Below are 14569 nucleotides of genomic sequence, written 5' to 3' on the forward strand. Positions count from 1 at the left end.
GTAGGACCGCTTCTCAAAGCAACGTTCTGCATGTAAGAGATGCCTTTCAAAAATCCAAAATCGGGATTTCCGAAAGGAACGTCATACATTCCGACCATTAGCCGCTTTGATCCGCGCACTGATTAGGACAGCTACACAAAGCAGCATCACGCCACATAAGGGATCAAATCGAAAAATCCAGACCCGGGATTTCCTGATTTGACGCCTTATGCTCTGGATGCTAAGCGCTTTGTTTCGCTCACTACATATATCCCGACTGTCTCAATTTTTGCATTGCGTACGCGTCTTCTTTATCTTGTGCCCGTCCGGCTCTTTCACTGACCTTGGTTTTCTTTAGTTCTTCTATAATTTCAGCCACGTTTTTTGCGTCTGATTTTACCGATCCGGTACATGGTGCACATCCTAAACTTCGGTATCGCCTATGATTCTTTGCGAAGTACAGATCAATAATCGGGACATTTTCGCGTTGAATATATTCCCAGATGTCTAATTCGGTCCAGTGAAGCAGGGGATGGACTCTAATATGATTTCCCTTTGGAAAATCGGTTTTGAATTCGTCCCATAATTCTGGCGGCTGATTGGTGTAATCCCACTTATCTTGTTTAGTTCGTTCAGAGAAAATCCGCTCTTTTGAACGAGAGCCTTCCTCATCTTGACGGACACCGACAATGAGGCCGTCAAATGAATATTTGTGGACAACTTGATTCAACGCAACAGTTTTTAATGCGCCGCAACAAAGCAATCGTCCCAACTTGGGATTCATCCCCTCATCAAGGGCTTTTTGATTTGTATAAACGATTAAATCAAGTCCCAATTCTTTTGCAATTCGATCCCGGTAATCGATGACTTCCGGCATTTCAAAGCTGGTATCGACGTGAATAAACGGAAAAGGTGTCTGACCGTAAAATGCTTTTTTAACTAACCATAAAAGTACAGTTGAATCTTTTCCAATCGACCATAGTAATCCTAATTTTCCTAAATTTTTGTAGGCTTCGCGGAGAATATAAATACTTTCCGCTTCCAGTTCATCCAAATGATCCATGTAAGCATCCCTTCCACTAATATTTATTAGCATCTTTTCGTGACGTTATGATTTTTTCCAAAATACAACCTTCCTTGCAGGCAGTCCAATCAATTTCTTTATGGTTGGTTTCAGCGATTAAAACCGTTCCTTTACCGCCAATATCGTCTCCTAAATAAAATTCGATTGCGTGCTTTGGGCAAATTTTGACACAAGACATGCATCCCCAACATTCATCAGGATAGGCCATTTCTGCTTTGCGATTTTTTCCTTTGCCAACCATTTTAATAAGGTTTCCCGGACAAATATCTGCACACAGGCCACAGCCATTGCATTTTTCCTTGTCAATTTTAATGCTCATAGTACTCATCTCTTTTCACTAATTCCCGATAAATTATATTGACTTGACCATTCCGGTAAACTGAATTGATGTATTTTTGAAAATGTTGATTATCCGGTTCCGGATAGTCCAAATTTTCAGCGAAGCTATGCCACCGGGTTTCTTTTCGTGCTCCCAAGTGCGCGATGACACATTGGCAAACCAATAATCGTTCCCGCACTTCATACAGACTCATCAGTTCATGCATGTTATGGGCACATGCAAGTTCAATCTGCTTTTGAAGCTCCTCAATCTTGGTTTCGGCGATTGCCAACTGCGCAGTTGTATAACCATAATATTGTGAAATACCACCGGCATCTTGATCCATTACCGTTTGCATGGTAGTTTCAATCTCTTGGATTGACGGTTGATCATCGGTATGATTTAAATACTGTTCGGCTTGTTTAACAATTGCTTTAGCCTTCGCATCAACACTGGTCGGAATTGAATCGGGGTGCTTCTGGATTTGTTTAACGGCAGCTTCCGCCGCAATTTCACCTTCGGCTAATGCACCCGTCACATATTTTTGTGGCGCACCACCGGCAACGTCACCCGCTGCAAATAAATGATGAACCGTTGTTTCGCGATCGGTATTAACCCAATAACCGCTTGCTGAATGACCGCCAACGATATAAGGCTCGGTTCCTTCGATTTCAACGTTTTGCTCACGAGGACCGCCATTTTCCAACCAACGCAGCGTTTGTCCCGGTGCCATATTCAAGTAAGCATGATAAAGATCTTGTTCCTGCTGCCGGGTAATGCCGGTTGTCTTTAAATAACATGGTCCGCGGCCCTCTTGATTTTCTTTAACGGTTCCATAAACCCGTTCCGAAGTTCGCAGGCCGTACTTGGTTTCGTAAACGTCACCCAAAGCATTGACCTGCTTGGCACCGACGCCTTGTGCAATGGTTCCGGTGGGCGCAATCGTGTCCTTACAGCGAAGCGCAATGAACCGCATTTCAAAAGTCGTCATTTCTGCACCTGCTCGCATTCCCATTGCGTAACCGGCGCCCGTGTTAAATGGGGAATACCACATTTTGTGCTTGGAAAATCCGGGATTGTTTGGTTTGTAAAGTCCCGAAGCACCACCAGTTGCGATGATCACGGTCTTTGCGTGAAAAACGTAGGCGGCTGATTCCAAGAGACTGAACCCCACTGCACCATATATGCGGTTATGATCAACCAAAAAATCAACGATATTGACGTGATTGATGATTTTGACGTGTCGTTGACGACGAGCGGCTCTTGCCAGTAATGGTTTGATATTTTCACCGTTAATTTTGATGTTTCGGTTACCGCGTGCAACATAGTCACCATTTTCGTCCTTAAGGATAACCAAACCCATTTTTTCCAAATCTGCTGTGACTTTATTTAATCGTTGACTCAGTGTCAGTAATAAATCTCCGCGGACAATTCCGTCAGCGTCATTCGTGGCATAATCGACGTAAAAATCCGGAGTCTTTCCTTTTGTGATATAGGCATTTAGGGCATTTACACCGGATGCCAGACAACCACTTCTTCTGATATCCGCTTTTTCGGCAATGACAATGTTTAAATCAGGATTTAATTTTGCTGCTGTCTTTGCTGCGTAACAGCCAGCCGTGCCGCCACCGATAATCAACAGGTCGGCTTCAACTGTATTCTGTTCCATTGAGTATGCCCTCCCTTCAATTAATGGCGTACGATTTTAAGGGTGCTGCCGTTGTTGCAGGAGACTGATTTTTCTTAAGTGTACTGGTATCCTGCTTAAAGAGAACAAGTTGTTCAATCAGCACTGAAACGTGTTCGCCAATCACCAGTCCAGGTTTAAGTGATGACCGATTGGCCAGTAACGACTGACCATGTAAATCCAATGTGACTGTTGTCGTAGCACCTCTGAAAACAACGTCTTTAACCGTTGCAGATTCCAAAGTACCGGGGGTAGTAGTTGACTCATCTTTTTTAAGTACCTGAACACGTTCGGGTCTGATTTGCGTAACAAATGGTTTCTCCGGTAACATAAATCCGGCCAGGTTGGGGGAACTTAGGACACTCGAACGACCAATGAATTCGGCGACAAATTGACAGTTGGGTTGATTATATATTTCATTGGGTGTGCCGATTTGTTTAACATAACCCTCATTCATGACGACAATTTCATCAGCCGTTTCTATTGCTTCTTCGTGGTCATGGGTAACGAAAATGCTGGTGATTCCCAGTTGATGGATGAGCCTTTTGAGCCATATACGAAGTTCTTGGCGAATCTGCTTATCCAAAGCCGCAAATGGTTCATCCAAAAATAAAACTTTTGGGTGTGGAGCGATTGCTCTTGCAAAGGCTACCCGCTGTTTTTGTCCACCCGATAATTGGTTAGGATATCGGTTTTCGAGGTCGGTTAACCCGGTTAGTTTAAGTAGTTCTGTCACGCGTTTTTTAATTTCATTGGCGGGCTGATGCTGGGTTTTTAGGCCGAAGGCGATGTTTTGATAGACATTCAGATAGCGGAAAAGGGCATAGTTTTGAAATACAAACCCGATGCCGCGATTCTGGGGAGCGACCGATTCAATTGCGTGCCCGTCAATACTGGCGTTTCCCGATGTAGCTGTTTCAAGCCCTGCTAAAATCCGAAGCAGTGTCGTTTTGCCACTGCCACTTGGACCGAGTAGCGCAGTTAAACTGCCTTTTTTGACACCAAAACTAATATCGTGAAGGACATTTTGACCTTTCTTTTGAAATGCTTTTGAAATGTGATTGATCTGAATATACATAAAAGTCATCCTTTCTGAAATTGCTTTGGACCAATAAGAAGTCGTTGAAGAAATACGATTAAGAAAGTGAAGATTAATAAAATGGTTGCAACAGCGAATGCATCAGGAAATTTGAATTGGTCGTATAAGGACTGGACAAGTAGAGGCAGCGTCAATGTTTTTCCGGGAATATTACCTGAAACGACTGCGACAGCGCCAAATTCACCCATTGCCCGAGCAGTTGCCAATACCATCCCTGTCAGTAAAGGGGTCTTTATTGCAGGAAATGTAATTTGCATGAAAATATCTTTTAAGTTGGCACCAAGAAAGGCAGCCGTCTGTTCTTCCTCCCGGCCCCTTGCCTCAAGAACCGGAATCAATTCCCGGGCGACAAACGGAAAGGTAACAAAGATAGTTGCCAGAAAGATTGCCGGTGGTGCAAAGATAATTTGAATATTCAATGATTGAAGAACCGGGTAAAACCAACCGGTTCGGCTAAACGTTAAAATAAAAATCAGACCGGCAATAACGGGCGAAACTGAAAACGGTAGATCAATGAGTGTGTTCAACAGCCGTTTTCCCGGGAAGTCGTGAAAGGCAATAATCCAAGCAGCGGAAACGCCGATGATTAAGTTAACAAAGACTGACACAACTGTGGCCGCAATTGTTAAATTGATCGCGTGAAGTGTATTTGGACTGGCCAAAACAGTTAAATAATGGGAAAATCCGGTTGAAAAAGCCTGGGTGATAACTAGCGCAATTGGCAGAATGAGCAAAATGATCATGAATCCCCAAGCGATCAGGACTAAAGGCCATTTAATTTTTTTTGATTGAAATAGTTGCATTAAAATCTATCCTTTCTGTCGCTGAACGTGACGCTGAAGTGCGTGAATCGCAAAGATAAAGCAAAAGGAAAATACCAACATGACAAGCGCAATGACGGTAGCACCAGTGTAGGAGTGGGCTTCCAGTTGAAACATGATCATCAATGGCGTGATTTCGGTTTTAAAGGGTTGATTACCCGCGATGAAGATGATACTGCCATATTCACCGATGCTTCTGGCAAAAGCTAAGCCAAAACCTGAAATCAGGGCTGGTAGAATTTCAGGGAAAATAATTTTCCGAAAAACAGTCCATGGACGAGCACCCAATGTGAGCGCTGCTTCCTGATACGTACTATCAAGTTGCTCCAGCACGGGCTGAACCTCTCGAACGACAAAGGGGATTGTGACGAAGACCATTGCGATGACGATGCCGCTGAAAGTATAGGAAATTTGAACGTGCATAGGGGCTGCCAACCTACCAAGCCATCCTTTATTTGAAAACAGGTAGGCGAGGGCAATTCCGGCGACGGCTGTTGGTAAGGCAAATGGTAAGTCCAATAAGTAATCCAGTAATTGTCTACCCGGAAATTGATAAAATGTCAGTACCCATGCAAGGATTAAACCTAATAAGGCGTTAATCAGGGCAGCTAACAAAGCCCCTTTCAAACTGACGGCATAGCTGGCTAGAACGCGGTCGTTTGTTGCTTGAAGCCAGAATTTCTTAAAACCAACATCCAAGCCTTGCACGAGTAAGGAACAAAATGGAATGACCACAATAAGAAGCAGGCCGACAAACGTGATGCTAAGGCCAAGTCGATAGCCGGGAACAAGTCGATTGGAAACTTTTTGCATGGTGATACCTCCTTTTATATAAGTGTGCGGAACAAAGCGGTTAACATTCGAAATGTAAGGCGTCTTTTTCGGAAATCCCGGGTTTGGATTTTTGAAAAAGATCCCTTACATGTAGAATGTTGCTTTGAGGAGCAGTCCTGAAATAGTGTGCGGAACAAAGCGGTTAACACCCGGAATCATCTATTTTTGATATATTTGATCAAAAATGCCCCCGTTATCAAAATGTTTCTTTTGAACTTTGTTCCAGCCGCCAAAGATTGGATCATTAATTGACACGCGCTTAATGGTTGGGAATTGGTGCTTGTATTTTTTGGCGACCTGTTTATTGGTTGGGCGATAGAAGTTTTGAGCTTCAATTTCCTGAGCCTTTTTTGAGTAAAGGTAGTTAATATAAGCTTTTGCGATTTTGGTTGTGCCACGTTGTTTAGCAACTTTATTAACAATGGCAACTGGTGGTTCGGCCTTCATACTGATACTTGGGGTTACAATTTGATATTTTCCGGGATGTTCTTTCATGGCAAGCAGTGCTTCATTCTCCCAAGCCAGTAAGACATCACCCTGACCGTTTTGAACGAAGGTCGTTGTTGCATCCCTGGCACCGGAATCTAAAACCGTGACGTTATGATAAAGTTTCTTAAGGAAGGCTTTATCAGCGGTTTGACTATGATGGTATTTCTTGTCCGCAAAAGCCCATGCCGATAAATAATTCCATCTGGCGCCGCCCGAGGTTTTAGGGTTGGGCGTGATAATTTTGACACCCGAACGGATAAGGTCGGACCAATCTTGAATATGTTTAGGATTGCCCTTTCGGACGAGGAAAACAATTGCTGACGTGTAGGGGGCAGAATTGTCAGAGAACTCTTTTTGCCAACCAGCGTTTATTAGGCCGGCTTTTTGAATACTGGTGATATCCGATGCGACAGCCAAAGTCACAACATCGGCTTTGTTTCCTTCAATAACTGAATTGGCTTGTTTACCGCTACCGCCATTTGAGACATCAATGTTGACCTTTTTACCGGTTTTCTTTTGCCAATAAGTTTGAAAGGCTTTGTCATAAGCGGCGTAAAGCTCTCGGGTCGGATCATAAGAAACGTTGGTTAACGTGACTGTATGATCACTGCTGCCACTGGCTTTCTTAGATTGACTGATTTGATGTGAGTAAAATAGCCAATAAGCAATAATTAATAATAGAAAAATGCCAAGTACAATCCATAATTTCGTGTGGTGACGTGGTTTTGTGTCCATGTAGGTCCCTCTTTTCTTCCTAGTAAACAATATTGCTAAATAGTTAAAAAGCGTCCTCTCCCGGTAATCGGGAAAGGACGCTTTGCGTGGTACCACCTTTTATCATTTTAGCCTTACAGTTAAAATCTTATGGACACCATTAATTAAACATAGTGCCCGCACGTTAACGAGTGCTGTCGTTGATTGCTTACACTTGAACTGATCATTATCAAGGCTCACAATCAAAGCTCAAAGACCATCTTCCAAGCTTTCAATTGATCCCGTTTCATCAAAGGGGGACTCTCTTTACAATCGAAATACCTGTACTCATCTTTTCGTTGCTGAATTCAGTTATTAATGTCGTATCATAGAGGCTATTAATGCGACTGACAAGGGGTTTTACATAGTTATTCTTTATCAATTTTTTTAAAATTAGGGGATTTCCCCTAAACAAAATTGATGATCATTCCTGCAACAACGCGGTTAGAGGATCATAGTTCTTTTCTATCAGAGGCCTTAAAATGTGACTTGCTGATGAAGATGCGATTTAACCTCTTTAATAAAATACTGAGCAATTTCCGACAACGAATGATTGGTTCGCTTTAGTAGAATCATGCTGTTTTTAGGTGAGTCCTTAAGTGGGCGTGCAATTAATCCCTGTTGCTCCGGCTTTTCCAAAATGCCGGATCCTGAACCGTAGGCGTCAGTTTGATTAACGATTTTACTAAGCGTTGCTCGGTCACTGGTAGCAATGACCGGTCCGTTACTAGGTGGTGCCAGTGGATCCTCTGCTAGTTCGGAATAGGTTGCTTCTTGCGTAAAACGAACCTGTGGGTAAGGCGCCAGATCTGCTAATGTAATGACTGTTTTAGATGCCAAAGGATGGTTGGTTCGCATAAAAATATGGGTTTGAAAGTTCCCGAGTTCTTCATAAATTAAATTGTTTTGATCAAAAAGACTGAGTAGACGGGATTGATTAACTTCGTTGATAAAAATAATCCCAATTTCACTACGAAACTCTGCAACATCTCGAATAACCTTCATGGTGGTACTTTCAAAGGCCCGAAGGTATTGGTAATCAGGATATTTCTGCATGACTCGGCACAGTGCACTGGCGATAAAATCATAATGTTGCCCGGCAATTGAAAAATAACGGGTATGCAAAGGTTCATTAGTAAAGTAGCGATGAAGGTTTTCAACATCACCGATGATTTTTCTAGCCTGGCGAACGAAGGCAACTCCGGAATTAGTCAAAAAATTACCTTGACGGGTTCGCTCAAAAAGCTGGGTACCGAGTTCGTGTTCGAGCTCCTTGATACCATGAGATAAACTCGGCTGTGAAACATACAATTTCTTAGCGGCCTCGTGGAAACTACCGTTATCCGCGACTGCAAGGACATAACGCATTTGTTGAATATTCATGACATTCACCTGATTTCTATTTATTGCCAATTGCGTGCAGAAGCCATTCGAAGTGATTACCGAAATGTGTACAAAAAAACGCCCCTTCACAGTTTTTACCGTAAAGGGACGATTACCCGTGTTACCACCCAAATTTGTGCCATAAAGAATGACACCTCTTATTCGGTACCGATTGATACCTAGTCATGTAACGATGACAATCGTCCAAATAGCGTGAACCATTCGGCTACTCCGAGCTCATTTTCTCTGTCGTGATGATGATCCCTTTTCCACTGACCGGGTTCGCTGGCATCTGTTTTGACAGTTACTTATCTCTTCAACATGTTTGATTATTAGAATTGAATTAAATTGTTGTAAGTTTACAAGCGTTTACTAAGACTTGTCAAGATTTTTTTTACAAAAATCGTGTTAATTAAGGTAAAACTGATTCACCATAATCCCATCATATTAAAAAGTGTTCTTGACAGATAAAAATTATGATGGTACTTTTAGTGAAATCTTGTTTGAAAATAAAAATTATAAAGTTGATATGCGTTTTCAGTATATTAGAATAGCATGACAACTGAGAAATAAACATACTGGGAGGTACTGATTAATATGGAATTTGATGAACATCTTTACGATTTAACAGTGATTGGCGGTGGTCCCGTGGGGATGTTCGCCACTTTTTATGCGAGTATGCGGAATTTGGATACTCAATTAATCGAAAGCCTACCAGAGTTGGGCGGCCAAGTTGCCGCTCTGTACCCTGAAAAAGTTATTCACGATGTTGCGGGTTTTGTGCCTGCCAAGGGTGCGGAGCTAATTTCAAACCTAAAGCAGCAGTTATTTGAATTTAAGGATAAACTGGTGATTCGTTGTGATGAAGAAGTTTTAGAATTGGAAAAACAGCTCGATGAGACGTTTGTCTTAAAAACGTCAAAAAGAATGACCCATACCAGAAGTGTATTGGTAGCAATCGGTAGCGGTGCATTTGCCCCACGACCATTAGCAGTCGGTTATGATCATGGTTTGGATAATCAAAAAGTTTTTTACTTTGTTAAACAAGTCGCTGATTTTGCCAATAAAGAGATTGCAATCGCTGGTGGCGGCGATGCAGCGATTGATTGGGCATTAACGTTGGAACCCGTTGCTAAGAGGGTTCACCTTATTCATCGTCGTAATAAGTTTCGTGGACTTGAAGCCAGCGTCGATAGACTAAAAGCTTCTTCAGTTGATCTGGTAACACCGTATAATATTAAACAAGTCATTGATGGACCGGATACTGGATTGAATTTAAACCTGCAGTTGGCAAAAAGTGAAGAGGTACGAACGTTGACGGTCGATTCCCTGTTGGTAAACTACGGTTTTACCTCTGACAATCATATTTTAAAAGAATGGGGATTACCGCTTGAACGGCGATCACTGGTTGTTGATGAAAATATGGAAACAGCTATCTCAGGTATTTACGGAATTGGTGATGCAGTGACTTATCCGGGGAAAGTGAAATTGATTTCAGCGGGTTTTGGAGAAGCGCCCACGGCCATTAATCATCTTGCAGAAGCACTTTATCCGGAACGAAAGCAACCGTTGCATAGTACATCAATTGCTTAAGATTGGGCAAAACCCTAATTGACAATCCAAAAAAAGTAAGATAAATTTTTGAGTAACTTTATAAATATCGCGTTGATGAGATGAGTAGCTGATTTTAATGACTAAAGAGAGTGTCCGGTTGCTGAGAGGACATAAAGTTAATGTCAGTGAAGATGAGCTCGGAGTATTAGACAGGTTAAGGCTATGTCTACGATCAGCATTCGTTACGATGCTCGACTTCCTTGATGGATTCAAGTGAGTTTTGAGGCAATCCTTTTCGATTGTAAACATAGGTGGCACCACGATTAAATCGTCCTTGTACAAAGATTATTTCTTGTACAAGGGCGTTTTTAATTCTTAAAAGGTTTTGAAAGGGGTTATTAAAGATGGGTGGTTTTGTATCTTTGGTTGGTGCAGGTCCGGGGAATCCCGAGCTATTAACTATTTTGGCAAAAAGGCGGTTGTCAGAGGCGGATGTTGTTGTTTATGATCGTTTAGTTAATCCGGCTTTGATGGCACCCTTGGCAGCAGAAAAAATTGATGTTGGTAAACTGCCACAGCACCATAAAGTGAGCCAGTATCAGATTAATGACCTGCTGGTTGAACAGGCACGAAAGGGAAAACGAGTGGTTCGGCTAAAATCAGGGGATCCCTATGTTTTTGGGCGTGGCGGTGAGGAAGGCCAATATTTGCAACAGCAGCGGGTCGCCTTTGAGGTCGTTCCTGGCATTACCAGTGCCATTGCCGGTTTGGGTGCAGCAGGGATTCCGATTACCCACCGCGATTTTGCCTCCAGCTTTCATGTCATTACGGGTCATCACAAAGCAGACGGCACCCAATTGGATTGGGAAAACATTGCCCATCAGGAAGGTACTTTGGTTTTTCTAATGGGAATGGGTGAACTAGGCCACATTGCTGAACAACTCATTAAAAATGGGCGAGCAAGTTCAACGCCGGTGGCGGTCATTCAATGGGCAACCCATTGGAATCAGCGGTCGGTTAAAGCAGATTTAGGTACGATCGAAACGGTTGTGGAGACACATCACATTGGCTCACCGGCCCTAATCGTCGTTGGAAATGTGGTTTCGCTTATGGATGAGTTAAATCCAGAGTTACCACTTCAAGGATTGCATCTTTTGATACCGTTTAAAGACCCCTCCAAATTGTTTTCAAAACTCCAGGATCAGGGTGCGGCCGTTAACTTTTTCAAACGCCGGACTCAGGTACCGTTAACTTTTGACTTACCAGATATGTTAAAAGGTGGCACGCTTGTGATCAGCGATCAAACAGCTTTTGACTTTTTTGAACATCGACTGTTGGACACCGGCTACGATCAACGGGTACTGTCAAAATGGCGGGTATTGGCATTAAATCAGGCAATTGCCGGTCATTTAAAGAGGCATGGCCTTCTGGTAGATGGCTATTTTGAATCAGATAACAGTTTATTTTCAGAACCGGAAATTGTTATTGGTGAGGAAACGGCCCTTGGACGCTTTAAAGAGGTTAAAAGTCAAAAAATTGCGACTTATCGGGCAATTCCTGTCAATCAGACAATTGAAGTTGGCTGCTTTCACGGGATCATTTTTCCGAGTTCAGCCTCGGTTGACGATTTAGTCAGTGGTTGTCGGGATTCTCAAAAGCGTCAGTTAGCAAGCATGCCGTGTTTTGCGATGGGAAAACAGGTGGTCGCCAGATGCCAAGCATCAGGGATTCGTAATGTTATTTCGGTTAACCCTTCAATTGATGCAGTTATGCCCGCAATTCAATCTTATTTCAAATGTCGATCAGTGATTTGATGCAATGTATTAATTGGAGGAATAGCATTTTGGATAATCCATACCCGGTCATTTTAAATTTAGCAACTAAATCGGTTGCGGTCATCGGTGGTGGTCATGTGGCCGCACGAAAGATTAAATCGCTTCTTTCAGCCGGGGCAAGTGTGACGGTCATCAGTCCCGACCTGTCTTCACAAATTGATAAAAAAGCCGTCTGTTGGGTAAAGCGAGCTTATCTATATGGTGATATTACTGACATGGATATTGTGATTGCCTGTACCGATGATCCGGTCGTGAATCAGCAGGTTACTGCGGATGCAACCCATTTTCAATTAGTGAACAACGCAAGCAACAAAGGGCAATCGGATTTTTTTAACGTTGCTGAAGTCGAAAACAATCATTTTTTATTCACTGTCTCGACAAAAGGACAATCACCAGCAATGGCCAAGACTATCAAAAAGAAATTGGCTGCTTGGTTGGAGAGTCAAGAGTGGTTTAGAAAGGAGTAATCAATATGTTTGTGATTTATGTAAGTTTAAATTATCAGAAGTTGCCAATCGAAATCCGGGAACGATTTGTGCTTTCAAAACAGGAGTTAATTCGAGCTAATCGACTATTGAACAATGAAAAAAGTATTTTAGAAAATGTTATTTTGTCAACTTGCAATCGAACCGATGTGTATGCAGTCGTTGATCAGTTACATACTGGCCGATATTACATTAAACGTTTTTTGGCCAACTGGTTTCACATGGATTTGGAACAGATTAATCAATGGGTTCAAATTGGCGTTAAAGCAGATGCCGTTTCTCATTTATTCCGGGTAGCGACAGGATTGGAATCGCTAATGGTTGGTGAACCGCAAATTCTTGGACAAGTAAAAGAGGCTTTTTCTCTTGCTTATGAGAAACAAACGACCGGTGTGATTTTGGACCATCTCTTTAAACAAGCGATTACTTTCTCTAAACGGATGCATACCGATTATCGTGTTAGTGAGTTGGCTCAAACTTCCGGTCAAGCCGGCCTTCATCAAATTAAGGCAACGTTAAAAACACTTGATGATAAAAAACTGGTCATTGTCGGTTTGGGTCAGGAGGGGGCACATGTTCTAAAAAATGCCAGCACAATGGGATTTAACAGAATTTTGATTAGTAATCGAACAGATATGAAGGCCGAAAAAGCAGCGTCCCAGTATGGATCGGTCGTCCAAATGATTCCTTGGCAATTTGTTACAAGCGCGGTTAAAAATGCGGATGCGGTTATCTTGGCAACTTCGGTCGAAAGGGCCCTGTTCAAGGGAAACATATTTAAAACGCAAGATGACAAGCCAAAAATTCTGATTGATTTGGGTGTCCCACGAAATGTTTCTAAAATTGGCCTGCCATCAACAATCATTTATTTAGATATTGATCATATCACTCAAATTATTGAACAAAATCAACTTTACAAACAACGAATGCTAGATCAAATTGCAAAGAAGGTCCCAAAAGTAGTTGAACAATTTTATATCTGGCAAAAACAGCTTCATGTTGCCCCCGTTATTCGTGAGTTGCGAGAATCTTCATTGAATATTGAAAAAGAGGTTTATGATAGTCTATTGAGGAAGCTTCCCGAGTTGGATGCCCATGAACGAAAAGTGATCAGTAAACATATGAAAAGCATTATTAATCAAATGATTAAGGGACCGATTAAAACGATTAAGGAATTGTCGGTTCAGGCAGATGCCGATTCTGATCTGGTCTTTTTCTGTAAACTTTTTGGGTTATCGATTGATGAAACAATCTTGGAATCACTTCTGCTCAGGGAAGCCGATCATTCTCAAACTACTACCGAACAGGAGAAAATTTATGAAACCTGAATTTGTTGTTGGGACTCGCCAAAGTAAATTGGCAATGCGTCAAACGAATTTAGTTGTGGATGCATTAAAAGAACGTTTTCCGAAAATAATTTTTAAAGTTGAAAAAATAACTACTCAAGGTGACCGTAATCGGAAGGATTCTTTACGTAAGATCGGTGGTAAAGGGATCTTTGTAAAAGAAATCGAACAACGGTTAACAGACAAAAGAATTGATTTTGCTGTCCACAGTCTTAAAGATGTGATGCCGAGTCTTCCTAAAAACCTGATAATCGGGGGTGTCCCGAAGCGCGACTCGCCATTTGACTGTTTGATTTCAACCAAGCCGTTTTCCGATATTGATCAATTACCAAAGGGTGCCAGAATTGGAACAAGCAGTTCAAGGCGTCAAGGACAATTTTCGCATTTGAGACCCGACGTTGAAATTGTATCGATTCGGGGGAATGTCGACAGTCGTATCCAGAAACTTCAGCGTGATCATTTGGATGGTATTATTTTGGCCGAAGCCGGTCTAAACAGATTGGGCGTTGATCTGACAGGCCTTTATCGTTTATCATTAAAAAATGATTTGTTGCCGGCAGCCGGTCAAGGTGCAATCGGTATTGAATGTCGGGCAGATGATCACGACACGTTAGCACTTTTAAAACAGATTGAAGATGCCGATACGCGTCAAAGTGTCACGATCGAACGTGATTTTTTGCGACGTTTAGGCGGCAGTTGTAATTTTCCAATTGGCGCTTTTGCCAGTCAAACGTCAATGGGCGTTCGGTTTGATGGACTGGTTGCATCAATTGACGGTAAAATCTTCTTTTCTAAAAGTAAAACCGAACAAACGGGTGGAAATCTTGGTGAAGAGGTTGCCGACGAATTGATCAGTGAGGGAGCATTAACGTTAATTCAATAATTTATATAAAAAGGAAGT

General features: G+C 42.2%; 13 protein-coding genes and 2 other annotated features. Of the genes, 5 read left to right on the forward strand and 8 right to left on the reverse strand.

Translation table 11 applies throughout. The annotated features are described in order from the left end of the window. Positions 1-241 precede the first annotated feature (241 nt). The 8 genes from cysD to GQR93_RS00320 all read right to left on the reverse strand — a co-directional run bounded on the left by cysD (position 242) and on the right by GQR93_RS00320 (position 8448). Positions 242-1042, reverse strand: a complete 801-nt coding sequence (cysD, locus tag GQR93_RS00285; protein ID WP_035444190.1) for a sulfate adenylyltransferase subunit CysD — start codon at positions 1040-1042, stop codon at positions 242-244. A 16-nt stretch (positions 1043-1058) separates the two neighbouring features. Beyond that, positions 1059-1382: a 4Fe-4S dicluster domain-containing protein gene (locus GQR93_RS00290; RefSeq protein WP_003551102.1), complete on the reverse strand. Its 324-nt coding sequence runs from the start codon at positions 1380-1382 to the stop codon at positions 1059-1061. Beyond that, positions 1372-3051, reverse strand: coding sequence for an adenylyl-sulfate reductase subunit alpha (locus GQR93_RS00295; protein WP_003551104.1), 1680 nt, complete (start codon positions 3049-3051; stop codon positions 1372-1374). Before GQR93_RS00295 ends, GQR93_RS00290 begins: the two co-directional genes overlap by 11 nt. 16 nt (positions 3052-3067) lie before the next feature. Beyond that, positions 3068-4147: an ABC transporter ATP-binding protein gene (locus GQR93_RS00300; RefSeq protein ID WP_035444191.1), complete on the reverse strand. Its 1080-nt coding sequence runs from the start codon at positions 4145-4147 to the stop codon at positions 3068-3070. 5 nt (positions 4148-4152) lie between these two features. Next, positions 4153-4971, reverse strand: coding sequence for a sulfate ABC transporter permease (locus GQR93_RS00305; RefSeq protein WP_159298614.1), 819 nt, complete (start codon positions 4969-4971; stop codon positions 4153-4155). A gap of 6 nt (positions 4972-4977) precedes the next feature. Next, on the reverse strand, positions 4978-5802 hold the full coding sequence (gene cysT / locus GQR93_RS00310) for a sulfate ABC transporter permease subunit CysT (protein WP_003551113.1): 825 nt from the start codon (positions 5800-5802) through the stop codon (positions 4978-4980). A 180-nt stretch (positions 5803-5982) separates the two neighbouring features. Then, on the reverse strand, positions 5983-7047 hold the full coding sequence (locus GQR93_RS00315; protein ID WP_003551116.1) for a sulfate ABC transporter substrate-binding protein: 1065 nt from the start codon (positions 7045-7047) through the stop codon (positions 5983-5985). Between the two features lie 70 nt (positions 7048-7117). Further along, positions 7118-7374 (reverse strand) — a binding site (T-box leader). 168 nt (positions 7375-7542) lie between these two features. Further along, on the reverse strand, positions 7543-8448 hold the full coding sequence (locus GQR93_RS00320; RefSeq protein WP_003551118.1) for a LysR family transcriptional regulator: 906 nt from the start codon (positions 8446-8448) through the stop codon (positions 7543-7545). A 597-nt stretch (positions 8449-9045) separates the two neighbouring features. Here GQR93_RS00320 and GQR93_RS00325 point away from each other — a divergent pair. The 5 genes from GQR93_RS00325 (at position 9046) to hemC (ending at position 14551) form a co-directional block, all read left to right on the forward strand. Beyond that, positions 9046-10041, forward strand: a complete 996-nt coding sequence (locus GQR93_RS00325) for an NAD(P)/FAD-dependent oxidoreductase (protein ID WP_003551121.1) — start codon at positions 9046-9048, stop codon at positions 10039-10041. A gap of 63 nt (positions 10042-10104) precedes the next feature. Further along, positions 10105-10341, forward strand: a binding site (T-box leader). Between the two features lie 65 nt (positions 10342-10406). Then, a complete protein-coding gene (cobA, locus tag GQR93_RS00330) occupies positions 10407-11816 on the forward strand; it encodes a uroporphyrinogen-III C-methyltransferase (protein WP_003551123.1) in 1410 nt (469 codons plus the stop codon). Between the two features lie 29 nt (positions 11817-11845). Next, positions 11846-12304 (forward strand): precorrin-2 dehydrogenase/sirohydrochlorin ferrochelatase family protein, encoded by a 459-nt coding sequence (locus GQR93_RS00335; RefSeq protein ID WP_035444192.1) that lies wholly within the window; start codon positions 11846-11848, stop codon positions 12302-12304. Positions 12305-12309: 5 nt separating this feature from the next. Beyond that, positions 12310-13650, forward strand: coding sequence for a glutamyl-tRNA reductase (hemA, locus tag GQR93_RS00340; protein ID WP_003551126.1), 1341 nt, complete (start codon positions 12310-12312; stop codon positions 13648-13650). Beyond that, positions 13640-14551, forward strand: coding sequence for a hydroxymethylbilane synthase (gene hemC, locus GQR93_RS00345; protein ID WP_003551128.1), 912 nt, complete (start codon positions 13640-13642; stop codon positions 14549-14551). The genes hemA and hemC overlap by 11 nt, the downstream gene beginning before the upstream one ends. Positions 14552-14569 lie beyond the last annotated feature (18 nt).

Origin of the sequence: Lentilactobacillus hilgardii, assembly GCF_009832765.1 — a bacterium.
In the GTDB taxonomy this organism is placed as follows: domain Bacteria; phylum Bacillota; class Bacilli; order Lactobacillales; family Lactobacillaceae; genus Lentilactobacillus; species Lentilactobacillus hilgardii.

Excerpts from the sequence above, each read along its gene's own strand:
- cysD (WP_035444190.1), bottom strand. The coding sequence starts at position 1,042 with ATGGATCATTTGGATGAACTGGAAGCGGAAAGTATTTATATTCTCCGC.
- GQR93_RS00290 (WP_003551102.1), bottom strand. The coding sequence starts at position 1,382 with ATGAGCATTAAAATTGACAAGGAAAAATGCAATGGCTGTGGCCTGTGT.
- GQR93_RS00295 (WP_003551104.1), bottom strand. The coding sequence starts at position 3,051 with ATGGAACAGAATACAGTTGAAGCCGACCTGTTGATTATCGGTGGCGGC.
- GQR93_RS00300 (WP_035444191.1), bottom strand. The coding sequence starts at position 4,147 with ATGTATATTCAGATCAATCACATTTCAAAAGCATTTCAAAAGAAAGGT.
- GQR93_RS00305 (WP_159298614.1), bottom strand. The coding sequence starts at position 4,971 with ATGCAACTATTTCAATCAAAAAAAATTAAATGGCCTTTAGTCCTGATC.
- cysT (WP_003551113.1), bottom strand. The coding sequence starts at position 5,802 with ATGCAAAAAGTTTCCAATCGACTTGTTCCCGGCTATCGACTTGGCCTT.
- GQR93_RS00315 (WP_003551116.1), bottom strand. The coding sequence starts at position 7,047 with ATGGACACAAAACCACGTCACCACACGAAATTATGGATTGTACTTGGC.
- GQR93_RS00320 (WP_003551118.1), bottom strand. The coding sequence starts at position 8,448 with ATGAATATTCAACAAATGCGTTATGTCCTTGCAGTCGCGGATAACGGT.
- GQR93_RS00325 (WP_003551121.1), top strand. The coding sequence starts at position 9,046 with ATGGAATTTGATGAACATCTTTACGATTTAACAGTGATTGGCGGTGGT.
- cobA (WP_003551123.1), top strand. The coding sequence starts at position 10,407 with ATGGGTGGTTTTGTATCTTTGGTTGGTGCAGGTCCGGGGAATCCCGAG.
- hemA (WP_003551126.1), top strand. The coding sequence starts at position 12,310 with ATGTTTGTGATTTATGTAAGTTTAAATTATCAGAAGTTGCCAATCGAA.
- hemC (WP_003551128.1), top strand. The coding sequence starts at position 13,640 with ATGAAACCTGAATTTGTTGTTGGGACTCGCCAAAGTAAATTGGCAATG.